Below are 24,955 nucleotides of genomic sequence, written 5' to 3' on the forward strand. Positions count from 1 at the left end.
CCACCTCGTCATGATCATCTGTCCTGCTACTGGTTGTTCCTGATCTCCTCCAGTTTCTGTGCCGCCTCATCCAGCGTGGTTTTCACATCTGCTCCATCGATGACCGCTTTCTGGAACGCCTCCAGGTAGACTTTCTCCGCATCAGCCCAATACGGCACGTTGCCGCGGGGTTCCGCTTTGTCCAGAGCACTCTTGATCGCTTCAAAGTAAGGCTTTTGGTAACCCTGCACCAATCCGTAGGCATCGGAACGGACAGCCGGCCATGCCAACTGACTGACCAGCAGTTCCTGCACCGGTTTGGACATCAGGTATTCGGCAAACTGAATCGCTTCTTCAATCTTTGCCGAGCCTTTCGGGATCCCGATCACCTCGCCGCCAAGCAGATGGGTTTCTTTTACCGGTCCGGCCCAACCGCTGTACGCCTGGATTTCCTCTTTGCCGTTTTGATGGAACTGCGGAATGTAAAACGGCCAGTTTTGCCCCAGATAGACGCTGTCCTTCTCCAGATATTGGTTCATCGTATCCCAGTTGGCCGTAGAGCTCTGCTCATTTAGCAGCGGGTACAGTTTTTGCATGAAGGTAAACGCCTGGATGCTCCCATCATCGTTTAGCTGATACGGATCGCCGCCGGCCGCCTTGATGAATTCAAACATGTGCAAAATGTTGTCGATCTGCAGATTCGCCTTGATCGCTACCCTTCCCTGACCGGTCTTTTGTTTAAACGCTTCTGCCACCTGCAGCAGTTCATCCCATGTCTTCGGAGGGGTCAAACCATTCTCTTCAAACTTTTTCTGATTGTAGAAAGCAATCTCCACGTTGGGCCGGTATGGCAAAAACAGCAGCTTCCCGTCAAACTGAGCGGCTTCCATCATCCCGGGGATGACCGAGTCGGGAATCCGGTCGCGGTACCCGGACAAATCTTCCACCAATCCGCGCGTCACCAGGCTAGACAGGCTGTTGACATCCTGGGCAAACATGTCGATCGTCAGGTTGCCGGACTCCACCTGTGCCGTCAGATTGTTGATCAGGTCTTCCTGCTTCAACTCGATTGCTTCCACTTTGATCCCTGTTTCTTGTTGAAAAGCAGGCAGGATCTCGTCATGAAACAGCTTCCATTCTGTTTCCCCCATCCCAAAAGCAACCCGCAGCACCTTTTCTCCCTGACCCGTCTCCTTTGACGGTGTTTCGGACTGCGCGGTCTGTCCGCTGTTTTGCTCCGGCTGCTGGCTCTCTGTCGGTGGTGTGCTGACACATCCGGTCAAGGCAAGCACGACGGCTAGCAGCAACCCGAGAATTCCTGCCGATTTTTTTCCCATCACGTACATCTTCCCTCGCCCCTTTTTCTCAATTGGCTTTCTTTTTATTTCACAGCTCCGGACAAAATACCGGACTGCAAATAACGCTGCAGATAGAAGGTGATCACAATCACCGGAATGGTCAGAATCGTGGAATAGGCGGCTGCCGAAAAGAAGGTGCCCGTCGTAATCACCTCATAGATTTTGATCGGCAAGGTGCTGGTCGCACTGGACAAATATCTGGCGTAGATAAACTCGTTCCAGGAGTTGAGCCAGACAAAAAGCGCTCCCACCCCGATGCCGGGTGCCGCGATCGGCAAAATCACCCGCTGCAGGGCCCTCATCCGGTTCGCTCCATCGATCAGCGCCGCTTTCTCCAGATCACGCGGGATGACGTCAAACGTACCGACCAGTATCCAGGCCAAAAACGGCAAGTTGGGAATCAAATGGGCCATCACCAGTCCCGTAGTCGTGTCGATCATCTGCCATTCGTAGAATCGGGTGGCGATCGGCAGCGCAATTCCGACGTCAGGGAACATCCGCGTAAACAACAGCGACAGAATCACCGTGTACTTCACCTTTTTCGGCATCAGGGAAATCACATAAGAGGCCGGAGCCGCCAGCAGGATAGCAAACAGCGTGGTGAGTGTGGCTACCTGAAAACTTTTCCACAGTGGAGCGTACAGATTGCGTACCGTCTCCGGCCCGAAAAACGTCTTGCTGGTTACACTAACCTCCCGCAGCTTTTGCAGTTCCTCCAGTGACACGGCCACGCTGGGGCCATCAATCAAGTAGACTTTGCGGAACACGCCGTTGATCGAAAACTGATCCTCCGGGGTGAGCGTCAGTTGGTCGCCATCTTCCGTCCGGAGCAGATAGGATCCCTCTGCGATCTGGTAGATCGTCTGACCCGACTCTGTTTTCTTGTCCGTCATCAGTATGCTTTTCCAGTGTTCCAGCGTCGCATCGTGCACGAGAAACGTCGGGTGATCCGTATTCACTTCCTCTGGTTCGCTGATCGATACTTTGACCAATATGTAGACCGGGAGAAGCATCAGAAGTGTAAATAAGACCAGCAATACGATGATCAGGAGATTCCGCCAGGTTGACCGCTGCCCGTATCGCTCCACCTACGACACCCCCTTGTCGTCACGCTCGACGAAGAACAGGTAGAGAAGGATGAAAACGATAATGATCGCCAGCAGAATCGTCGCTGCGGCGCCCGACAAGCCAAACTGGTTGCGCCGAAACGCTTCGTACGCAAAGGTAGAAAGAACCGGCGCATTTTTACTAGCCATGACCAGCGGCAGCTCAAAAATCCGAAATGAATCAATCGCTCGCAGGATCACGGCCATGGTAATCGAAGGTTTCAACAGAGGGAGAGTAACGCTCCAGAAGACCTGTCTCGTGCTGGCCCCGTCAACCGCGGCCGCTTCGTACACATCATTCGGGATGCTCTCCAGCCCGGCAAGCAGGATCAGGATGGTGAGCGGCAGCACTTTCCACATATCCGCAACGACGATGACGAGTAGCGTATCAAGTCCGCCTCCCAGCCAAAACGGCTGGGTCTCAATCAAGCCTAGACGGTACAGCAGTTCGTTAAAGTACCCGGTCTGGCCAAAGATAAACAGCAGGGTCACACCCGCCACCAGCGTCGGTACCCCCATCGGCACCAGCATCACCGTCCGAAAGAAACCACGGCTGGCAAACTTTTGCTTGAGCAGCAGCGCGATCGCTAGTCCGATCACGATCTGCACGATGATTCCGACAATGGTGATGAACAGGGTATTAAATAAAGCGCTGTCAAAATTGATGTCGGAAAACAAGGTCTGATAATGAGACAATGTAAATTGCTGTGACCGGGAATCAAGGAAGCTGATCATGATCGTCTGCAGCACGGGCAGCAGGGTAAAGAAAAAAATGTAAAAGAGCAAGGGGAAACACATGACGATTTCCAGCCAGTACTTGCGGTAAAAAGGCATTTTCTCCCCTCCCGAGCAAGGTCTTGTCTGTCTGTAAACGTTTACAGGTTATCTGAAAAAAGGAAGAAGTCGTCTGTTACAGGCTTCTTCGTTTTACAGATTCCCTCTCCACGATCTGATGGTTCATTTTGATTGTCGGGCCGCTCCAATCGATCTTGCCCTCGATCTGGTATTGATCGATCAGTTCAAACAGCAGTTCGACAGCTCTGTAGCCCATTTCGTACAAAGGTTGCGCCACTGTCGTCAGGGCCGGATTGGACATCTCGGCTAGACGGACGTTGTCAAAACCCATCACCGACAGTTGTTCGGGGATGGCGATCCCCATCTTGCACGCTTCTACCATCGCACCGATCGCCATCTCGTCGCTGCTGGCAAATACAGCCGTAAGCCCAGGGTTTCTCGCCAGCAGCTCCCGAATCGCACGGCGTCCGCTGTGAAATCGATAGTCGCCAAATACCACGTTCTCTGTCTTGCAGGGGATGCGATGATCGGCCAGCGCAGCCTGATAGCCATGATAGCGGGGAGAACCGGCGATCGCATCGTCCAGCGGGCCGCTGATCATGCCAATCTCTCTATGGCCGGATTGGATCAGATAGGTGACCGCTTCATACACCGCCTGATGATCATCCACCTTGACGACAGGCAGCTCATGCCGGGAGGCGGTGGTAGCTACCAATACGACCGGAACATGAAGCTGTTGCAGGGCTTCAAAGTATTCTTCTGTCACTTCTTCACTGGTAAAAATAACGCCTTCGATCTGTTTTTCCTTGAGCAGCTTGATATAGCGCAGCATCCGCCTTTTGTCGGAGTCGGTGTTGCAGATAAAGACATTGCTGTTCCGCTCATGTACGGCATCTTCCATGCCGCGAAACACTTCCGCAAAAAAGAGATTGGAGACATCAGGGATTAATACACCTATCGTATTGGACTTGCCGCTTACCAGTCCCCGAGCCAACGCATTGGGCTCATAGCCGAGTTCGCGGATGGCCTGCCACACTTTCTCCTTGGCTTTTTCTGAGGCCCAAGGCTTGTTGTTGATGACGCGAGATACGGTCGCAATGGATACATTGGCGCGTCTGGCCACGTCTTTTATCGTCAGATTCTTCATCTCAACACGTCCTGCTGTGCTTACTGTAAACGTTTACAGACCCATCGTAATACAGTTCCTGCCAGTCGTCAAGAGTGATTCTTTCCGCTCTTTCCGACTCGCATTTATCCCGATTCGACAGCCGAACAAAGACTGCTCAACCGGTTGTATGCCTAGTATACGTTGCAGTTGAAAGTGCCATGATCACTTGACATGTTTGTATAGTTGTAACTAGAATGATTACATGTAATCGCAGTCCATGTGTATCCAGTCCTTATGTATCGTTAGATTGCATGTTCCCTTTCTTTGTTGTCAATACTTCGGTCAAGATATGCGAACATGATGTTTCTGCAGCGTTAGCAATCAATAGGAGGTGCTCTCCATGAGAGTTGAAATCTGGTCTGATTTTGTCTGTCCCTTTTGTTACATTGGAAAGCGTCGGTTTGAAGCTGCCCTTGAGCAGTTTGCCCACAAACAGGATGTGGATGTCATCTACCGGAGCTTTGAGCTTGACCCCGAAGCAAAACGGGATGCAAACCAAAATGCTCACGAGATGCTGGCAGCCAAGTACGGCATCAGTCTTGAACAGGCCAAAGCGATGAATGATCAAATGACAGTTCAAGCACGGGATGTCGGTCTGACGTATCACTTTGATACGACGATTGCAACCAACACATTTGATGCACACCGCCTGTCGCATTTTGCCGCTCGGCATGGCAAAATGCTCAACATGACGGAGCGGTTGCTAAAAGCCTATTTTACCGAATCTAAGCATATCGGAGATCATCAGACATTAGCCGATCTGGCTGCAGAAGTTGGGCTTGACGCTAACGAGGCAGCCAAGATGCTCGCAAGCGACGAATACAGGCAGGAAGTGCAGCGCGACGAGCAAGAAGCTGTCCAGCTTGGCATTCGCGGGGTTCCGTTTTTCGTCATCAACCGAAAATACGCCATATCCGGTGCGCAGCCGAGTGAGGTTTTCCTGGAAGCATTGCAGAAAGCGTGGGAGGAAAAAAGCAAGCTGACCGTGCTGAATGACGCGGATGATTCTGCGTCAGATGCTGCTTGTGCCGATGGCGCATGCACCCCTTCCAGCGACAAAGAGTAATCAGAGACAAGCGGGCTGTCCCTCATGCATGATGCATCCCCTATAGATAGACAGGTCGTATGGGAAGCGTATCAGCCTTGGGACAGCCCCGTCATTTGACCTCGGTCTCAGCTCGGTCGGCTGGTTTTACCTCATTCTGCCGTACCCTTTGTATCGTGCCTTTTTCCATGAATAAAATCGTCTGACCTAGTTTCTCTGCCTCCTCCCGGTCGTGCGTGACGACCAAGAACGGGATGCGCCACATGTCGTGAATGCGCAGCAGTTCCTGCTGGCACTGCTCACGAGTCTCTTGATCCAGCGCTGACAACGGCTCGTCCAGCAACAGCAAAGCGGGTTGTGTGGCTAAAGCTCTGGCTAGGGCGACTCGCTGTTTCTCTCCCCCGGATATCTGCTGCGGATAACAGTGGAGCAGGTGCTTGATGCCCAGCACCTGCAGCAGCGGCTCGATTTGCTGCCAAGCGGACTCCTTATGCTGCCGCCTGATGCCATAAGCGATATTGCGTTCAACCGTCATATGCGGAAACAGCGCATACTCTTGTACGAGATAACCGATCTTCCGCCGCTGTGGAGGGAGAGGCTTGCCGCCCTCTTCGTAAAACGACTCTCCATTAAGTCGAATCCAGCCGCCATCGGGATGGGTCAGCCCAGCCAGGCAGTTTAACACCGTGGTCTTGCCTGATCCGGAGGGGCCAAACAAGACGAAGATTTGCTCGTTCATCTCGAATTGAAGGTCTAGCAGAAAGTGTGGCAATCTCTTTTGAAGCCGGACTGACAACATCTTTTTCCTCCCCTTTCGGATCAATGCTCGTCACGATAACGTCCCATGTTCCGTCTACTCCACCAGTTTAACCACATCACCGAGCTAAACCCAAGCGCGACAATCGTCACCACCCAAAACGTCGCCTCTTCCATCCGTCCCGCTTCCACGGCAGAGTAGATAGCAAGCGGCACAGTATCCGTTCTGCCCGGTATGTTGCCCGCAAGCATCAAGGTAGCGCCAAACTCCCCCAGCGCCCGCGCAAAAGAAAGCACTAGCCCTGCCAGCAGCCCCGGCCAGGCCAGCGGAAACGAAATCGTCCAGAACAGCCGCCATTCCGATGCTCCCATCGTTCGAGCCACCTGTTCCAACTTTGGCTCCACTGTCGCAAAGGCAGCGGCAGCACTCTGGTACATCAAAGGAAAGGCGACAACCACAGAAGCGATCACCGCCCCCCACCACGAAAAGACGACCTGAATGCCGAACCACTCCAGCAGCCAATGACCGATGACTCCGTTTTTGCCAAACAGCATAAGCAAACCGAAGCCAATCACCGTCGGAGGCAGCACCAGCGGCAGCAAAAAAAGTGATTCCAGAACGGACTTCCCCGGAAAGGTGCGGCGCACCAACAGACGAGCCAAGAGAATACCGGCTGAGAAAACGATCAGAGTAGCCAGGCAGGCCACTCTCAGAGACAATAACAACGGAGAAAGATTGGCTGCTTCCATCTGATCACCTATTCAAAACCGTATTTCTTAAGGGCTGCCTTTCCTGCTTCACTCGTCAGGTAGTCGAGGAACAGCTCCGCCTCCGGGCGGTGAGCAGACGAACTTACGATCGCAGCCGGATAGACGATCGGCTGATGCCACTCCTGCTTAGCAGCGGCCAGCACCTTCACCCCATCAGCAATCGTTGCATCGCTGGCATAGACGATGCCCAGTTCGGCGTTTCCGGTCGCCACATACGTCAGCACCTGCCGAACATCGGAGCCGAGTACCAGTTTTTCCTGCAGTGGTACCCATAACTGGACAGATTGAAGCACGTCCTTGGCATACCTGCCGGCCGGAACGATTTCCGGCTCACCGATCGCAAGGTGTTGGAATTGCTCCGGATCAATCTGCTCGATCGAAGAAAAGGGGAGTGGACTGTCCACAGCCGCAATCAGGACGAGACGATTGGCCGCGAAATCCACCCTGGAATCCTTGTCTATCAGTTGCTTCTCGTCCAAGGTATCCATATCCTTTTGGCTCGCAGACAAAAACAGATCGCTTGGCGCGCCCTGCTCGATCTGTCTGGCCAGCTTCCCCGAACTCCCAAAGTTGAAAACGAGGCTAATCTGCGGATGCTCTTGCTCAAATGTTCCCTTCAACTCGTTCATCGCGTCGGTCAGACTGGCTGCAGCGGAGACGACAAGCTCTGTCTTGGGAGAATCAGAAGACGTCCCTTCACCTCCTGTAGAAGCAACAGGCTGCATGGCAGAACATGCTGTCAGCGTGACCAACAGCAGCATCACCGTTAGTATGTAAGCCCCCCTGCTTCCCTTCATCTCACCACACCCTATCATTATAATTAGATATAACTAAATATATCTTATTATAACTGATTATATTAGATCGTTTCTCTTAATTGAAGCCTCTCTTCAGGAAATGATAAACTAATCTCACCTAGATACGAGAATGGAGGGAGGTGCCCGGATGATCAAGGAGGTCTCCTATACGACAGAAGAGGTAGCCCGCTTGTTGCGGGTTTCCAAGCTGACCGTATACGATTTGATCAAAAAAGGGGAGTTGGTTGCCTACCGGGTGGGAAGACAGATGCGGATTGACGCAGCCGATCTAGACGCTTACAAGTCACGTGCCAAAAAGGGGCCTGCTGAATCCCTCCCCTCCAGCGAGAAACAGGATGGGGCGGTCGGCACCGTATCCCTGCCGGCGAACCAGCGCCCACTGGTGATCAGCGGACAGGATATGGCTCTGGACATCCTCGCCCGTCACGTGGAAGCCCGGGACAGCAATAGCCAACCATTACGCTCCCAACTGGGCAGTCTCAACGGCCTGATTGCGATGTACCAGGGAGCCTGCGAGGTGGCCAGCACACATCTGTATGATGCCGATACGGAAGAGTACAACCTGCCGTACATTCGCAAGTTGTTGAGCGGACATCGCTACTTGGTGGTTAATCTCGCCTTTCGTCACGCCGGATTTTACGTGGCGAAAGGAAATCCGAAAGCGATTGGTGACTGGCGTGATCTGGGGCACCCTGACATCAGGATGATCAATCGGGAGAAGGGGTCGGGGATTCGCGTCCTCGTTGACGAACAGCTTCGCGTCCATAAACTGGATGCTTCTCGGATCATCGGATACGATCAAGAAGAGACGAACCACTTGGGAGTGGCCGGAGCCGTTGCCAACGGCCGGGCCGATGCAGGAGTGGGGATTGAAAAGGCGGCGTATGTCGTTGGCGTCGATTTTGTGCCGCTGATCAAGGAGCGGTATGACCTGGTTTTATTGAAGAAGCCCGACAACGCTGCGCGGATCGAGCTTCTCCTCGACATTTTGCGATCCAAGCGCTTCCAAAACGAAATCGCCTCGATCGGCGGCTACGATTTGTCTTTGACCGGCAGTGTATTATTGGAGACGTGACTGCTCTGCCCGATCAGTCTTACCAGCAGATTGGCGTATACCTCAACCGCGAGCGGCAGGGTCTCTTCGTTGAAATCAAATGCATAGTGGTGATGACCGGCTGCTAGCTCCGTCCCAAACAAGAGATACGTCGCCATTCCCCCCCGCTTCTGTACCGCTTCCATCAAGTAGGCCGCATCCTCTGAAGCGCGAAATGGCATCGATTCCAACACCTCTGCCACTCCCTCGACGGCATTGGCTGCATCCTGGACGAGGGTGATCAGCTCCGGGTCACAGGGAGCGGAGATCGATTGACCGACCAGTTCAATCCGCTCTTTCACACCGTACATGTGAGCGACGGATCGAATGATGCGAATCGCTTCATCCGTCATGTACTGATTCACTTCATTGTTGGCCCCGCGCGTCTCCAACTTTAGACTGGCGCGGGAAGGAATGATGTTTCGCCCTTCGCCTGCCTGCAGCATGCCTACATTGATCCGCGACGCTCCGCCGCCGTGACGGGAAATCCCCTGCAGCTGCACAGCCATAGTAGCCGCCGCCATCAGAGCATTTCTTCCCTCATGCGGGGCAAAAGCGGCATGGGCGGGTATCCCCTCTAGATGAACATCCATTTTGGTTGAAGCAAATAACTGCGTGACACTGCAGACGACCTGGCTGTTTGTACGGGCGGTCATGCCGAGGTGGCCGGCAAACAGATAGTCCACGTCATCGACCACTCCGGCATCAACCATTGCTTTTGCCCCTCTTGCTCCCTCCTCTGCCGGTTGGAAGATCAGCTTGACAGTCCCGCTGAGCTCTTGTGGCAGGCCAGCGATCAAGTGGGCCAAGCCAAGCCCAATCGCCGCGTGCCCGTCGTGGCCGCAGGCATGCATCAGACCATCGTAGCGGGAGCAGAATCCTTGCTGCGAAGGCAGGTGCTCGCTGCTCCGCTCTTCCATAATCTCCAGCGCATCAATATCAAAGCGAAAAGCGATCGAGGGTCCAGGGCGTCCTGTGTCCCAGATGCCCACAACACCGGTAAGGCCATCTTCCATCTGCTCAACTAGCGACGGGTCTGCTCCCTCTTCCAGCGCCCGCTGTCTCGCTTTTGCCAATGATTCCTGATCCGGCACACCCATTCTGGACTCCGCACTCACTACCTCGCGGCCCAGTTTGACGGAGAAGCCGAGTTCGCCTAAAACAGAGGCGATCACGGATGCTGTGCGAAACTCTGTCCATCCCGCTTCCGGGTATTGGTGAAAGTCCCTTCGCCAGTGGATGATCTGTTTTTTGATCTGTTGTATCTGCTGCGCAATTCGTTTTTGCATCATCATGCCGACCACCCTTTTTGCCGGAGGAATTGCCAGGCCGTCTCTGCCAGGAGTTGTGCTCCGATCGGCAGCACTCGTTCATCGATGAGAAACTTGGGGTGGTGCAGTGGATAATTCCTGCTCTCGTCAACAAAGCCGCAGCCCAACCAGAAAAAGGCGCCTGGGAAGTGCTCCAGGTAGACGGCAAAGTCTTCGGCGACCAAGCCCGGTTCCACCTCTGGCAGTGCATCCATACCCAGCAGTCGCTGCACCGACTGGCGAACCACTTCAACCGCTGCTGGATGATTGTTCAGAACAGGATATCCGCGCTGGTAGACGATCTCGGCGTCAGCCCCCATGCTGTGAGCCACATCTCCGACGATCCGGCAAAATCGCTCTTCCAGCAGGTCTCTCACTTCTGGTCGAAAGGAACGGACCGTACCCTCCAGCACCGCTTCGTCTGGAATCACATTGTGCCTGTTGCCCGCCTCTATTCTGCCAATCGTGACCACACCGGCATCCATCGGGTTGACATTGCGGCTGACAATGGTCTGCAGCACTTGTGCAACCTGCACGGCCACAATGGCTGCATCAACTGTCTCGTGAGGCATGCTGGCATGGCCGCCTCTACCCTTGATGTGTACGGTAAACCGATCGGACGCCCCCATCAGATAGCCCGGTCTGATGCCAACCTGGCCGACCGGCAGGCCTGGCCAGACATGCAGCCCAAAAACAGCGTCCGGCTGTGGATCTTGGAGTGCGCCCGCCTCGATCATCGGCCTGGCTCCACCGATCGGAGCGTTTTCTTCCGCCGGCTGGAAAATCAGGACAATCCGCCCCGGCAGCTGTGCTTCGATCTGTTTCAACACCTGTGCCGCTCCCAGCAGCATCGCTGTGTGTGAATCATGTCCGCAAGCATGCATCACACCGTTGTGCTCAGAAGCAAAAGGTACTCCCGTCTGCTCCTTGATGGGCAGAGCGTCCATATCTGCACGAAGCGCGACGACTGGGCCATCCACAATGCCCCCGATCGCCGCGACAATGCCATGCCCGGCGATATGCGGTCTAATATCGGTGATTCCCATACGCTGCAGTTCCTCATATACCCGCCGGGACGTTCGTTCTTCTTGTCCGCTTACTTCCGGGAATCGGTGGAACTCTCTTCGTAGTTCCACAAGATACTTCTCATCCACTTTTGAGACAGTCACTGCTTTCCTCACCAACTCGGGTTCCCTCCAAACCTATCTCCTCAATTCTTCTCATTGCTAGATGTATCTCTTCTGCCAGTCAAGTTCTCTACATCGAAACGCCGGGTCCCAAGGGCAGACCGAACAAGTACCACACGATCATCAACACCGTCCACATTGTCAGGAAGATCATGGCGTATGGCATCATCATCGAGATCAGCGTGCCGAGACCAGCCTCTTTCTTATACTCCTGCATGTACATCAGAATCATCGGCATATATGGATTGAGCGGCGAAATCGTATTGGTCGAAGAATCGGCAATTCGATAAGCCAACTGAATAAAGGCTGGGTGATAGTCCAACAGCATAAACATCGGAATGAACACTGGCGCCATCAACGCCCACTGGGCCGAACCGCTGAAGATAAACAAGTTTAACAGTGCAGCCAGCAAGGTAAAACCAACCACCACGGGCAGCCCGGTCAGATTGATGCTTGTCAGCAGCTCAGCGCCGTTTACGGCGATATATACGCCTACATTGCTCCAGTTGAAAAAAGCGATAAACTGCGCAGCGGCAAACACCATCACAATAAAGGAGGACATGTCCTTTATCGCATCCGTCATGAAGCGCGGGACGTCTTTTTGCGATTTGATCTGACCTGTTTTTATCCCGAAAGTCGTAGCAACCGTAACAAAGAACAGCAAGATGATCGGAATAATGCCTTTTAAGAATGGAGAGGGAATAATCGTTCCCTGCTCGGGATCACGCAGAATCGCTCCCTCCGGAACGACAAGCAGCGCAAGAATCACGAGAAAGATAGCGGCAGCCATTCCTGTTGCCCGCAGTGCCTTATTCTCTGTCTCTGTCAGATTTTCCAGACGTGCTGTTTTATTCCCGGAATACTGGCCTAGACGCGGCTCAACAATCTTCTCTGTGATCCAGGTACCGAGCAAAGACAAGAAGAGAGTGGAGAAAACCATGAAGTACCAGTTGGCCAGAGGAGAAATCGCCACATTGGGATCGATCGTCTTGGCCACTTCTGTACTGATCCCCGATAACAAAGCGTCTGTACCGGCTACGAAGATGTTTGCCGTAAATCCGGAACCAACCCCGGCAAACCCTGCGGCCAATCCGGCCAACGGGTGGCGGCCCAACGCGAGAAACACCATCGCGCCCAATGGCGGAATGATGACGAAAGCGGCGTCAGAAGCTAGGTTGCCGAGAATCCCGGAGAAGACAACGGTAAACGTAACGATTCGTGCCGGAACCTTGAGAATCATCTTGCGCAAGATTGCCTGAATCAGCCCGACTCTTTCGGCGAGACCGATCCCAAGCGCCATCGCCAATACGAGACCAAGCGGCTTAAATCCAGTAAAGTTCGTCAGCATGCTGGTTAAGATCCAGTGGAATCCTTCTGTGCTTAATAGACTTTTGACGGCAATGGTTTCACCTTTTCCCGGGTGAACGACCGTTACGCCAAATGAAGCCAAAATGGCGGATAACACCATCATTCCCAGGGCCAGATACAAAAACAGCATGAACGGATGAGGCAGTTTGTTGCCGACGACCTCCACCCACTTGAGGAATCCTTTTTGTCCATTCTGTTTGGACGGGTTCAACTCTGTCATGTGATTTGCCATACGCACTCCCCTTTATTCGGTATAATTAAGGACGATTTCCTTAAATACAGGGTACAAAAGATCACGTTCTATTTCAACTAAAAGAAATTTTCTCACTTTTCTTCGTGCCCCTTTAGCCTGTCATGCATGCTTTTTGCGCATGAAAAAGACCGCAGGTGCCAGGACACCCACGGTCTGGATCATAGACGGTTTTGCAATGGCGCGGTTTCATCGCGCCTGCCACAATAGGTCGGATTTTACGTCAACCGATACACTTTGCTCGGCCTGCCTCGCGAAGCGTGAGATTCCTCACCGATGCACTCCACCAATTGGTTTTCGCAAAGGCTGGCTACGATCCGCCGGGCATTGCGGTGAGTCATCGACAGATACGAAGCCAGATCAGCGGTTGTAAAACTGTCCCACCCTTTGCGGCGTACCAGCGCTTCGATCTTCTTGTATGTTTTGATGCTGATGTTGGCTTGTTTCAATCTCTCGTGCAGTTCCTTATCCTCTGAGCGGTAGGCATAGGCCAATTCTTCCTTTTGACCGACAGATTCTACGATCTGTCCGTCATCTTGAACAATGATGATGCCACGCCCCTCTTTTTCCTTTGCATGCTGGACTGCACGTCGGGCATTGGTCTCCGCCGCGAAGACGGTCTCACCGAAGCCGATGCCAACCGCTACCGGATCGTCTACTTCCAGCGAAAGCTGCCGAACCGTATCTTGCAGCACAGGTATTTCTCGTTCAATCGCTCCGCGGGAACTAAATATCACGTAACGCCCATTTCCCTTTTCCAACAGGGAACCGTCCAATTTCTCGCCCAGTTTCAGTAGCATTTCTTTTAGCCGGAGCTCCAGGTATTGCAGATGATACGGTGTTTTTGCCTTTTCAATGATCTTGTCAAAATGTTCTACTTCAATGATTTCCACTCCAATTTGCGTATCTTTGAAGTAGGATGTCTTCATCTTTTCCAAAATGAGCTTCAACGTGGTGCGAATCACCATTTTGGTCGGTGAGATCCAGTAGGCCGGAATTCCTTCTTGTTGCAGCGCCAAGTAGGTAGCCTGAAAGCAGGTGACAGCGCCTTCCGTCTTCCCTTCCTGCCAGAGCTGCAGATGAAATCGAAACAGTTCGTCCGGTTGGATATAGTCGTCGTAGGTCTTAATGTAAATCTCTTGCGTAGGTATGCCCAACTCTTGCAGTGCCTCCTCCACATCTTCGGACTGAACCGTATCGATGGAGACCCGCTCAAGAAACTTCTTTTGGTAATAAGCCATGTGAAAGAAACATTTATACAGACTGGATCCGGTATGCGGAATATAAACCAGGTGTTCCTCTGTTTGGAGGGCCTTCCTGGCAATCAGATACGGAATCTGTCCGGTAAACAACCATCCGTCTACATCGGGATCGTGCTCTGCGACAATCTGTTTTGTTTCCTGGGCATTCTGGTAGGGATAGGCGATAAACTCCATTTCTGCACGGAATTCCTTTGCCACTCCGAGAATGCGCTCAATCGATGGGCCGGGACCAACTACGCCGATTTTATAGGTCATCTCTCTAATACTCCCTTATCGGTGAAGGATATCTGCTTTTATCTTACCAGATTGTGCAGTCAAAAAAAGAAGCACCTCCAACATCCACTCCGAAACCCGCCCCGATGTCTAAAACTGGGAAGGGGAAAGGACAGTTGAACGTGCTGCAACAATCAGCTTTTCATCGTTATGATCATGTAAGGGTGTGGGTGTTCCTTAGCCTATAATCTGCATGCCTCCGCCCCCGCCCATCATGCCTCCGCCGCCGTTCATCATCAGCACTTCATCACCCGGGTTGAGGCCGCTTTTGATCTCCACGTACTCGGCGCCCTCCACGCCAATCTCCACCTCTTTTGGCATCGGTTCGCCCGTCTCTGGATTTTTCACCATCACGGTTCCTTTGCCTTCTTCGAGGATTTCAACCACGTTATACGGCAGACGTGGGACGTTCTGTTGCTGATTGACGATTATGTCGCAATCGCCGGTCATCCCGTGCTTCATCTTCGCTCCGTCTTTGACGAGCACCTTAACCTCAAAGCGTACCGAGTTGTCTTCGCTGACACCCTCTTGCGGTATTTCTACCACCTCTCCCGGGAAGACCTCGATTCCGTAGGCGGTGACGTACACATCGACCGCTTGTCCTACTTGGATGTAGGGGATGTCTACCTCATCGACGCTGGCTTCCATGTAGACGGCAGACATGTCCATGATAATCATCGCCGTTTTGCCGGTGTCTACCTTCTCTCCCTCTTTGATCTCCAGGTCGGTGATCTGTCCGCTGATCGGTGCCACCACCTGTGCCTTGGATGCATCCGATTTCTTCTGCTGCAGGATGAGCTGCGACTCTTTCAATGCCAGTTCTTTTTCTTTGATTTCCAGATCGGTGTCCGACAGATCCACTTTTGCGATCAGTTGTCCTTTGTTCACCTTCTCATCATCGTCAATCAGCACGGTACTGATCTTCCCGATTGTTCCCGCCCTGATCTCGATGTCGTCCATCGCTTCAAACTGGTTGCTGTCCCAACTGTTAACGGTAATGCCCTCGGGTGTCTTGTATTGAATCATGCCCTTTTCCGATGGATGGACGGCACCGGGATTGTCTAGCAGCACTTCTACCTCGTACATCACGCCGCCTTCACTGGTTGCCCGTCCTTCCCGATCCACCTTGACCACGGTAGCAGGAAGATACACGAGTGAACCGCTCAAAAAGACGCTAACCTGCATCCCTTCCTTGAAGTGTTTGATCTGACTGGCGCCAAAAGCCCCTCTTAACTTCAGCTTGTCCGGGTTGGACAGTTTGGCGATCACCGTCTCTTTGGTCACTTCATCTCCCGGTTCCACCAGCACTTCCGAGACGATCCCCTCTGCGTCAGCGTATACCTCCGGCTTTCGCGAACGCAAATCGGCGATCTCTTGCTGCAGCCGAGTGACGTTGATCTCCTGCTTTTGATACTCCAGAATGCTCTCGGAACTGTCGATCAAGAAGAGCGGATCCCCTGCGTTTACCTGCTGTCCTTCTGTTACGAAGATTTGCTCGATCTTTCCGCTCAATTCCGGTTTGATCTCTTCTCTTGCTTTTGCTTCAATCGTACCCGTAGCATAGATTGATTTTTTTACTTCTCCCAGCTCTACCTGCACCGTGGGGAACTCCGGCATCTGCTGCGTCATGTCTACCGGTTCCTCCTTTGGCATGAAAAACTGCCAGTAGACCAATCCCCCGATGAGGACGACCGCCACCCCGCCGATCGTCAACCATTTTTTCTTCGTCATTGCTCTTCCTCCTACCTATGTACCGCATCGCTCTTAGCGTACGTATGATTGCTACTGTGAACGGATTGCTTCCAAAGCGCTCAAGCGCGAGGCGCGAAACGCCGGAAAAATCCCTGCCAACAGGCCGATGACAAAGGAGAACAAAATCGCAAACCAGGCCAGCCACATCGGAATAACAGCAAGCTGGGTGATGGCCTCCTCCGGCCCAGGTCCACCGCCGAACATGTTGAAGTCCGGATTGTTCGCCGCCAGGTAATTGAGGCCGGAAACAGCCGCATAAGCAATCCCCAGGCCGGTAATCCCGCCGATTAAGCCAATCGCGCCTGACTCAATCAAAAACAGCCAGCGAATGTTGTAGACCGTGGCACCGATCACCTTCATGATCCCGATCTCCTTGGTCCGCTCCAGGATGGACATGATCATCGTATTGATGATCCCGATAGAAGCGACCAGCAATGAAACGGCAGCGATCCCCCCGAGGATCATCTGGACAACGAAGAAAAACTTGTTGATCTCCTCCAGCGCACTTGCCGGCGACCAGATATCGAATCCCCGCTGCTTGATCTGTTGCACAGCTGACTCCACTTTCTCCCGCGATTCCACTTTCACCGTGATTGAATCAAACTCGATCTGTGACTGTTCCGCCCGTGATCGATCCCGCGCTTCTCCTGATCCTCTTTCCGGATTGGCCCACTTGTTCAACTCTTCGATCAGGTCCATGGGGACGTAGGCGACAGAACCGCCGTAGTAGCGATTTTCCTCTTGTTTCAATTGACCGACGATCCGCACGCGTATTTCTTTTTTCTCAAATTTGGGCTCGTCATTCTCGTCCATAATCTGCCTGGTGATAACCAGTGAACCAGTCATCCCCACTACATTGGGCAAGTTTGCTTCGCCACCCGAATCACGATTGAAAAACCTAGGGTTGGGAGCCTGATTCTGGTTTTGGTTGCGGAGGCGCGCCTCCCGTTTTTCTTTCTCCACATCCCTCAGTCTGCGGAGTACGTCGTACGAGATGACGATCTCATTTTTGGGTCCATTGAGAAACTCACCCTTTTCAATATCCTTGCCCTTAAACGCAATCGCCTCGCGTACGTCTACGCCCGTCAACCGCACATGCCCTTCCAGGCGTCCAACCTTCAACTCCCCTTCTGCACGGAGCTCTTTGACCGGCATGACCGCTTGTACTCCCGGCACCTGCTTCAGCTCATTCACCGCATCCCAATTCAACTGTTTCTGTTGATCGGGGGGAATTGGCGTCTGTTCATCCGGCATCAGAAAAGCAGGCTGTACTTCCATCTCTGTCAAGTTCCCGAAATTCTCCAAACTTTTTACCGCATTGTCGCGCAACCCAATACTAAGCGAAATCATAGCCACGATCGCTGCTGTTCCGATCATGACCCCGATGGACGTCAAGATCGTCCGCAGTTTCATTCGCCACAAGTTGCGCCAAACCAGCAGCAGTGAATCAATCAGTTTCATTTCTTCTCCACCTGCATTTCTTATCGCTTCTAGGCATGAACGGATTGCAGTTCGTCGATAATCCGCCCGTCCTTTAGGAAAATGGTCCGATCTGACTGCTTCGCCACCTGATCGTCATGGGTCACGATGATAAACGTAGTGCCGTTCTCGCTGTTTAGGGAACGCATCAACTGAAGGATCTCCAGTTCCGTCACACTGTCCAGGTTCCCTGTAGGCTCGTCCGCCAAGACAATGTTCGGCTTGTTGACGAGCGCACGGGCAATACTGACACGCTGCTGTTGCCCGCCGCTCAGCTCATTGGGCTTATGGTGGATGCGATCTCCTAAACCGACCAATTCCAGCATTTCAGCTGCTCTCTGGCGACGTTTCCGCTTTTTTTCGCCGGAAAAGACCAGTGGCAGCTCCACATTTTCCACTGCCGTCAAGGTAGGCAACAGATTAAATGATTGAAATACAAAACCTAAATAATTGCGTCGAAAGATACACAGCTTATTTTCATTTAAACGGGAGATCTCCTGTCCACTGACCCAAATCGTACCTTGTTCCGGTTTGGTCAACCCCGCCAGCAGGTTAAGCAGGCTGGTCTTGCCGGAACCGGAAGAACCGCAGAGGGCGACGAACTCCCCCGCCTTGATATGAAGCGAGATATCATACAGCACCGGTACCTTTAGCTTGCCGCTGCTGTAGCTGTGATTAACCCCTTCAACCGTCAACTCGCCGATCGAATTCGTCATGTTTCGCTCATCCTCAACTCTCCAATGATTAGATTTGTCTATTGCTGGGTGTAGTCCCTCATTAGTATGACGCATGACTTACCTGTTAGGTTACACCAGTTTTTTTACAGAAAATGTGACAAGGAGGTGAAGGCAGGTAAAGATTTCTCAACGTAATGCTGGCGCGAAGACCGATTCGGAGGACTTACGAACGCTGTATCCATGATGGTACTCTGCTCCCTCCATCGGCAGATCCCCAAAAAGATTGCCATGCCGCCCAAGAACAGTGAACCATAGTGATCAAACAAGACGATATTTAGATGTGCAGCATCTACGGCTTGTGGGAGCAGTAAGATCCTCATTGACATCGTAGACGGACCATTTTTTTACATGCTCCTAGTCAAGCAATGTATTATAACAGATGAAGAATTTCCAAAAAGTTATAATACACCGAAATATGGAGCATACACGTAAAAACGCTAGGAAACGGAACAAAAACACGCACTAATGTAGTATAACAAATCTTTCGTTATAACGCATTGTTATAATACAATAAGAAAAAAACTGCCTCTGGCCCGAGGCAGTTCAGTTCAGGGATTGCACGTTACAGATACGGATTTTCGTGTTTTGCCTTGAGGATCGTCCAACGACGCTCTACCTCCCGCTCGAAATGCTGCAGGGCCTCAGCGTAATCGGGCTTCACCATGTGCCTGGTTTTGCCCATCGTTTTGAGCCAATCAGCGAGCGGGATTTTCTTGTTCTTTTCCTCCGGGTTGTAGGTAATCGTCGTAACCCCTCTTTCCACCTCGTAGAGCGGGAAGAAACAGGAGTTGACGGCGGCTCCCACGATGTCGGTGCCATCCTGGTCTTCCGACAGCCAGTTCAGCGGACAGGTGATCAGGATTTTTCCGTAGACCAACCCTTCATTTTGCGCGTACCATTGTGCTTTGGCCGCTTTTTTGACCAGATCCTGCGGAAACGCTTCGGAACCGGTGAATACATACGGGATATTGGTGGCGGCCATGATCTGTGCCGTGTCTTTGTGGTGGAACAGCTTGCCTCCTTGATGGGAACCGACATTGGAAGTAGAGGTGCGATGTCCGATCGGTGTGGAGTAGGACAGCTGGGCACCGGTATTCATGTACCCTTCGTTGTCGTATTCGAGGATGATCATCTTGTGGTTGCGAAGAGCCGCGCCGATCGCCGGTCCCATACCGATATCCATGCCGCCGTCACCGGTGACCATGACGAACGTAAAGTCGTCCTTCAGGTTGAGGTGGTCCAGCTCCCCTCTGCGCTTCCTCTCCCAGAACATTTCAACAACACCGGACAAGGTAGCGGCACCGTTCTGAAACAGGTTGTGGATATAGGTTGCTTTATGGGCAGAATAGGGGAATCCTGTCGTGACCACCATGGCACATCCAGTCTGGAACAAGGCGACGATATCTCCCTCGATCCCTTTAAAGAACAACTCGAGGCCGGAGAAGATACCGCATCCGGGACAGGCGCCGTGGCCGGGTGCCAGCCGTTTTGGCTTCTTGGTCAGGGAACGCAGAGGCGGGATGCGGACGTTTAGCTTGCCCGTCTCTTCGTTGGGTGTGACGGTGATCAGACCGGTTTTCAGATCCTCATACTTCATCGGGTTGAGGATCCGCTGCGGCGCTTTCTCCGGATCGCCTGGCGTATGTCCGTAGTAGTCAAAAGGTACCTCTACTCTGCCTTTTGCTAGTGCATCGAGCGCCAACTGGAAGAAGTGATGGCCATCTTCGGCATAAAAATCCTTTCCGCCCAAGCCGTACACTCTGCTGATGACCATCGTGTCGTGGTTTTGGTGGGTAAATAAGGCGGCCTTGATCTCGTTTACCATATTGCCGCCATGTGCTCCGTACGAATCGGCGCGGTCCCCGACGGTTACGGCCTTCACATGACGCAGTGCATCTGCGATCGCCTTTTGCGGGAACGGGCGAATCAGATTGGGGGCGATGGAGCCCGCTTTAATTCCCTTGGCTCGCAATTGGTCGACGACGTCCTTGATGATTTCAGAGGCTGAATTGAGCAAGAAGACAGCTACTTCAGCATCTTCCATTCGGTACAAGTCGAGGATCGGGTAATCGCGCCCGGTCAGCTCCGCATATTCTTTGCGAATGCGATCATAGACCCGCTCTGCGTTGTACATGGCAACGGACTGCTGGTAACAGTTGTTGATGTAATCCGGCTCGTTCATGTACGGTCCTACCGTGACCGGGTTGTCGCGATCCAGGGTGTCGGGGAAACCGGTTGGCGGCTGTGGTCCGATAAAGGCATGCACGTCTTCGCGGTGGGCAAAGACTTCTACGCGCCGCTTCTGATGCGAGGTGAAGTATCCGTCTGATGCGACCAGCACCGGCAATCTCACTTCCGGGTCTTCAGCCAGTTTGATCGCCATGATGTTCATGTCGTATACCGCCTGCGGATCGCGGCACATCAGGATCGGCCAGCCGGTATTCAAAGCAAAGTAGAGGTCAGAGTGATCCCCGTGAATGTCCAGCGGGCCCGAAACGGAGCGGCAGACCAGATTCATCACCATCGGAAACCGTGTACCGGACTGTACCGGCATCTGTTCCAGCATGTAGAGGTATCCGTTGGCACTGGTGGCGTTGAACACCCGTCCGCCTGCTGTCGAGGCGCCATAACAGAGTCCGGCTGATCCGTGCTCTCCGTCGGCCGGGATGAGGACAATGTCATGTTGCCCGTTAGCCTTCATCAAATCGAGGAATTGTGCCACCTCGGTAGATGGAGAAATCGGGAAGTAGCCCATGATGTGGTAGTTGATCTGGTGGGCCGCATAAGCCGCCATCTCATTGCCGGATTCATACACGATTTTTTGCTCTACTTTTCCCTTTTTCGCTTCTTGCGAAAGGTCGATCGCCATATGTCATTCCACCTTTCCATTGGAATTTTTAGCGAACTGCCAAATCGAAACGATGAGGCACCCGATGCTGCTCGGCGTATCCCTCCTCTTCCCGGGCATCGGACAATGCTTCAGTCGGACAGGCTTGCACACACTTGAGACAGCCTTTGCAGTACTGATAGTCGATGCCTTGCAGGAACATTTGCGGACGTCCTTTCTTGTCCGGCTTCTCTTCCCAGACGAAGCAAAAATCAGGGCATACATTGTCACAAGCGGCGCAGTGAATGCACTTCTCATCGGCAAAGTGGGGCATCATCCCCGCACGGGAGATGCTGAGATCCTTGAGAATGCTGTTGCCGGGATTGGTGATGGTGCCGCCGATCGGCTGTGTCTCATAGCCGAGAATCGGCGTATCCATACGGATTACCGGCGGCATCTCCTGTCCTGGCGGAACGGCAAAGGTCTCCGAGACAACCTCTTTGTAACCCCTTTCAAAAGCGTTCAGAGCAGGTTGGACCGCCTGTGGGTATTTCTTCTCCAACGCCTTGCGGATCACGTCGCGCATCGCCTGCGGATCGAGAAAGTCACAGAGTCGGAACAATGCGCCCAGCATGACCATGTTGACCCGGTTTTTCTCCTCCAGTGCAATCCCGATCGCATCGACGACAGCGATTGTACCGCCTACCATGTTCAGCTTTTCCTTCAGTACCGCGGGCGATTGGGTGGAATTGACCAAGACCAGGCTGTCTTCGTAGATTCCGCTGACGACGTTGACGGTCTTGGACAAGGATTCATGGAAGATTCCGACGACGTGAGGCCGCTCTACCGGAGAGGTTGCCCGGATATGGGTGTTGGTGTCGCAAAAGCGGATATGCGCTTTGACCGGAGACCCTTTTTTCTCCGATCCGTAGGAGGAAAAACTGACGCCGTTGAGTCCCACACCCATCACGCCTGCTTCAGCCAGCATCTTGCCCGCCAGATTGGCTCCCAGCCCGCCAATCGACTCCAGCCGAATCTCAAAAAAACCGAGGTCGTTCTTTTTGGGCAATGTAACCATCCACACAACTCCTTTCGTCATTTTTTCATTCCTGCCAAACAAGCAGCAGGAAAGTTTAAAATAATCAAAAAACTTTAGCTGTAAAGAAGTAAGGCTCCTGATGCGGTTTGTCATTATTATAAACCATCCATCGCGGGTATGGATAGAGGAAGCGCAGCAATCTCTAGTCAAGTACTTGTGAGACACTTACGCTTCTCCTTCAGACTCCGCTGGTGTAACGAACCGGACCGGGAGAGAGAAAAAGAACGTACTTCCCTCTCCTTTCCTGCTGTTCACACCAATCGTCCCCTGATGATACTCGATGATCTCCTTGCAGATCGCCAATCCCAACCCCGCACCATCGGATGGCTGCCCTGCCACCTTGAAAAACCTTTCAAAGATGTGGGGCAGGTCATCATCGGCAATCCCGATTCCGCTGTCGATTATTTTGACCGTCACGGTCCCGTGTACATCGTCCGTCGCTTCCCCCTCTACTTCAAAACGGATCGTCCCGCCCTGAGGGGTATACTTCAGTGCATTGACAACCAGATTGCCGAAAACCTGCTCAATGCGATCCGGGTCAACATCAAAAACGGCAATCCGTCCATCTGTTGCAGCAAAAGAGTTGATGACCACTTCCTCAAACTGCAGACTGCTCTTCTCCACATCCATCCCGTATTTGTGGCAGAGATAGCGGATAAACGGGATGGCGGCTACTTGCTCAAACTGAAAACTGATCTGTCTCGTCTCCAGCCTGGTCAATTCCGACAAGTCATTGATGATCCGATGCAGCAGTTTGGTTTTGTCGTAAATCACATTCAGGTATTGGATGTCTCCTGGCTTTGCTACTCCATCGAGCATGGCCTTTATGTACCCTCGGATGGAGGTCAGTGGCGTTCCCAATTCGTGTGAGATATTGGACAAAAGCCTTCTGCGCGATTGCTCCATTCGAAACAACTCTTCGTTTGCCTTCGCCAGCTCGTCATTAGCCTGCTGCCATTTGCTTGTCCTTTTTCGTACGGTTTCCTCCAGCGAACGGTTCATCTGCCGCAGTTTGCCTGACAATTTCTCCACATTTTTGTACAGCGTAATAAATTGTGAAGAGAGGTTGATCATTTGCGTAAACAGGAAAAACAACTGTCCCAGAGGGGCCAGATTCTCATAATCAGACAAATGGTTGTAGTATAGGATATCATTGATGATCGCGAGCAGTAAGCCGAACAGACCAATCCCATTGAGCAGCATGCCTTCTTTCTTTCTTAACGCTGTCAGGACGTATTCGCCGAGGGCATAGAGAAAAGAGAGCAGAATAAAGAGCTGGATAGTCAGCATCATTCTGGTGTAAATCAGCGCTGGTGTGACCAGCACAAATAATGCCAGCACAGCCGCACACCAGATCATCAGCTGTCGGACCTTCCCGCTTCGAGTACCATACCGGTAATGAATGAATTGAATGACAAACACGACGCCCAAGATGGGCGACAGGTACTCGGCCTTTACCGACCACTCCCACTCTATCCAGGGGAACAAGCGGAGCAGCATGGTTTGCCCCAGCGTCAACGTACGAACGCAGATAGCCATACAGAGCGCTCCGAAGTAGAGAGAGGACTTCTCGCTCTTCCGCAGTGCGTACAGCCCGAAGTGATACATGGCCATCGCAAACAGGCTTCCCACGATAAACAGTTCATAAGCTGTGTTTTGATCGTACTGACGAAGGATCTGTTGCTCCGGTCCTAAGCGGAACGACTGCCATATCCCCCCTTTTCGCTGGACGAAGTTGGACACCTGCAGCACTAGCTCGATGGTTTCGCTCTCAGGCGTAAAACGAACGACTTTGGGATAATTGCGGGGCACCATCTCTTCGCTGCTTCTGCCTACGATGCCATTCTTCGCAAGCAGTTGGCCGTTCACCCACAGTTTGTACGCAGTAGCGACACTGGGCACATAGAGTGCCTTTGGCTGGTTTAGCTCGTCGCTGCTGATCCGGATGTGCAAACGATAAGTGGCGTAGCCCTCGTTGGGCAGCGGTTGACCATTGATTGTATAATCGTTCCACTCCTTTGGAACCGGTACGATGCTGGCTGTCTCTTCGATGGCTTCCCGTTGGAAATCTTCCGGTGTCAGCAGCTGATTCCAGTAGAAACTCCATTCCCCATGCAGTATAACTTGCTTGGCTGCCGTCAGATCCTGATCGCGCAGATCCAGCACACCCTGTACCGCAGCAGGACTGGACGCTGCACCGACTGCCACACCAGCGCCAGCGATAGTGAGAAACATGAGGATGGAGCAGAATGCGAGTAGTGAGAGTACCCTGTACATATCAATCAAACCTCATCATATGATTTCAAAAATGATACGATTTCAAAGATTCACCCATCATATGTATAGTCTAGCACATCTGGAAAAACAAAAGCGCCACGGTTGCCGCTTCAACACACATTCACACCTTCCTGTGAGCACGGCTCAACCAAAAAGAACAGCCTGCCGTGACGCCAATCAACATGTAACGCCGGCAGTTGCTGCTCTTATGACATAAGCGTATGGTATGAAATGCTTTTCAGGTC

Annotated in this window: 19 protein-coding genes; 2 read left to right on the forward strand and 17 right to left on the reverse strand. The window is 52.6% G+C overall.

All coding sequences use genetic code 11. The features are described from left to right. Nucleotides 1-26 precede the first annotated feature (26 nt). The 4 genes from LOK74_RS16215 to LOK74_RS16230 all read right to left on the reverse strand — a co-directional run bounded on the left by LOK74_RS16215 (nt 27) and on the right by LOK74_RS16230 (nt 4,385). Nucleotides 27-1,325: a sugar ABC transporter substrate-binding protein gene (locus LOK74_RS16215; RefSeq protein WP_230043056.1), complete on the reverse strand. Its 1,299-nt coding sequence runs from the start codon at nt 1,323-1,325 to the stop codon at nt 27-29. Nucleotides 1,326-1,360: 35 nt separating this feature from the next. Further along, nucleotides 1,361-2,425, reverse strand: coding sequence for a carbohydrate ABC transporter permease (locus LOK74_RS16220; RefSeq protein WP_230043057.1), 1,065 nt, complete (start codon nt 2,423-2,425; stop codon nt 1,361-1,363). After that, complete coding sequence (locus LOK74_RS16225; RefSeq protein WP_230043058.1) at nt 2,426-3,277, reverse strand: carbohydrate ABC transporter permease; 852 nt, start codon at nt 3,275-3,277, stop codon at nt 2,426-2,428. A 76-nt stretch (nt 3,278-3,353) separates the two neighbouring features. Next, a complete protein-coding gene (locus LOK74_RS16230) occupies nt 3,354-4,385 on the reverse strand; it encodes a LacI family DNA-binding transcriptional regulator (RefSeq protein WP_230043059.1) in 1,032 nt (343 codons plus the stop codon). A 361-nt stretch (nt 4,386-4,746) separates the two neighbouring features. Between LOK74_RS16230 and LOK74_RS16235 the strand changes: the two genes are divergently transcribed. Beyond that, entirely contained in the window at nt 4,747-5,472 is a 726-nt protein-coding gene (locus tag LOK74_RS16235) for a DsbA family oxidoreductase (RefSeq protein WP_230043060.1), read from the forward strand. A 91-nt stretch (nt 5,473-5,563) separates the two neighbouring features. Here the strand turns inward: LOK74_RS16235 and LOK74_RS16240 are convergent, their stop codons facing one another. From LOK74_RS16240 to modA, 3 genes are read right to left on the reverse strand one after another with little or no spacing between them, the layout of a single operon-like run. Beyond that, a complete protein-coding gene (locus tag LOK74_RS16240; protein WP_230043061.1) occupies nt 5,564-6,250 on the reverse strand; it encodes an ATP-binding cassette domain-containing protein in 687 nt (228 codons plus the stop codon). Between the two features lie 20 nt (nt 6,251-6,270). Then, the gene (modB, locus tag LOK74_RS16245; protein ID WP_230043062.1) at nt 6,271-6,957 is read right to left on the reverse strand and encodes a molybdate ABC transporter permease subunit; all 687 of its coding nucleotides are present in this window, start codon (nt 6,955-6,957) and stop codon (nt 6,271-6,273) included. A gap of 8 nt (nt 6,958-6,965) precedes the next feature. Further along, complete coding sequence (gene modA / locus LOK74_RS16250; protein WP_230043063.1) at nt 6,966-7,775, reverse strand: molybdate ABC transporter substrate-binding protein; 810 nt, start codon at nt 7,773-7,775, stop codon at nt 6,966-6,968. Between the two features lie 148 nt (nt 7,776-7,923). On the opposite strand from modA, the gene LOK74_RS16255 reads away from it, so the two are divergent. Continuing rightward, nucleotides 7,924-8,871: a helix-turn-helix transcriptional regulator gene (locus tag LOK74_RS16255; protein ID WP_230043064.1), complete on the forward strand. Its 948-nt coding sequence runs from the start codon at nt 7,924-7,926 to the stop codon at nt 8,869-8,871. Here the strand turns inward: LOK74_RS16255 and LOK74_RS16260 are convergent. From LOK74_RS16260 to LOK74_RS16305, 10 genes are all read right to left on the reverse strand, one after another. Further along, the gene (locus tag LOK74_RS16260) at nt 8,829-10,181 is read right to left on the reverse strand and encodes an amidohydrolase (protein WP_230043065.1); all 1,353 of its coding nucleotides are present in this window, start codon (nt 10,179-10,181) and stop codon (nt 8,829-8,831) included. The two genes, LOK74_RS16255 and LOK74_RS16260, sit on opposite strands and share 43 nt — an antisense overlap. Beyond that, on the reverse strand, nt 10,181-11,380 hold the full coding sequence (locus LOK74_RS16265) for a M20 metallopeptidase family protein (RefSeq protein WP_338148675.1): 1,200 nt from the start codon (nt 11,378-11,380) through the stop codon (nt 10,181-10,183). Before LOK74_RS16265 ends, LOK74_RS16260 begins: the two co-directional genes overlap by 1 nt. A gap of 76 nt (nt 11,381-11,456) precedes the next feature. Beyond that, nucleotides 11,457-12,986, reverse strand: coding sequence for an AbgT family transporter (locus tag LOK74_RS16270; RefSeq protein WP_230043067.1), 1,530 nt, complete (start codon nt 12,984-12,986; stop codon nt 11,457-11,459). A 236-nt stretch (nt 12,987-13,222) separates the two neighbouring features. Then, on the reverse strand, nt 13,223-14,521 hold the full coding sequence (locus tag LOK74_RS16275) for a hypothetical protein (RefSeq protein WP_230043068.1): 1,299 nt from the start codon (nt 14,519-14,521) through the stop codon (nt 13,223-13,225). Nucleotides 14,522-14,716: 195 nt separating this feature from the next. Continuing rightward, nucleotides 14,717-16,270 (reverse strand): HlyD family efflux transporter periplasmic adaptor subunit, encoded by a 1,554-nt coding sequence (locus tag LOK74_RS16280; protein ID WP_230043069.1) that lies wholly within the window; start codon nt 16,268-16,270, stop codon nt 14,717-14,719. A 51-nt stretch (nt 16,271-16,321) separates the two neighbouring features. Further along, entirely contained in the window at nt 16,322-17,752 is a 1,431-nt protein-coding gene (locus LOK74_RS16285) for an ABC transporter permease (protein ID WP_230043070.1), read from the reverse strand. A gap of 29 nt (nt 17,753-17,781) precedes the next feature. After that, entirely contained in the window at nt 17,782-18,486 is a 705-nt protein-coding gene (locus tag LOK74_RS16290) for an ABC transporter ATP-binding protein (protein WP_230043071.1), read from the reverse strand. Between the two features lie 583 nt (nt 18,487-19,069). Next, complete coding sequence (locus LOK74_RS16295) at nt 19,070-21,376, reverse strand: thiamine pyrophosphate-dependent enzyme (protein WP_230043072.1); 2,307 nt, start codon at nt 21,374-21,376, stop codon at nt 19,070-19,072. Between the two features lie 28 nt (nt 21,377-21,404). Next, nucleotides 21,405-22,412: a 2-oxoacid:acceptor oxidoreductase family protein gene (locus LOK74_RS16300; RefSeq protein ID WP_230043073.1), complete on the reverse strand. Its 1,008-nt coding sequence runs from the start codon at nt 22,410-22,412 to the stop codon at nt 21,405-21,407. Nucleotides 22,413-22,598: 186 nt separating this feature from the next. After that, complete coding sequence (locus tag LOK74_RS16305; protein WP_230043074.1) at nt 22,599-24,710, reverse strand: ATP-binding protein; 2,112 nt, start codon at nt 24,708-24,710, stop codon at nt 22,599-22,601. Between the last annotated feature and the right edge of the window lie 245 nt (nt 24,711-24,955).

The sequence above is a fragment of the Brevibacillus humidisoli genome, from assembly GCF_020923435.1.
Classification (GTDB): Bacteria; Bacillota; Bacilli; order Brevibacillales; family Brevibacillaceae; genus Brevibacillus_E; species Brevibacillus_E humidisoli.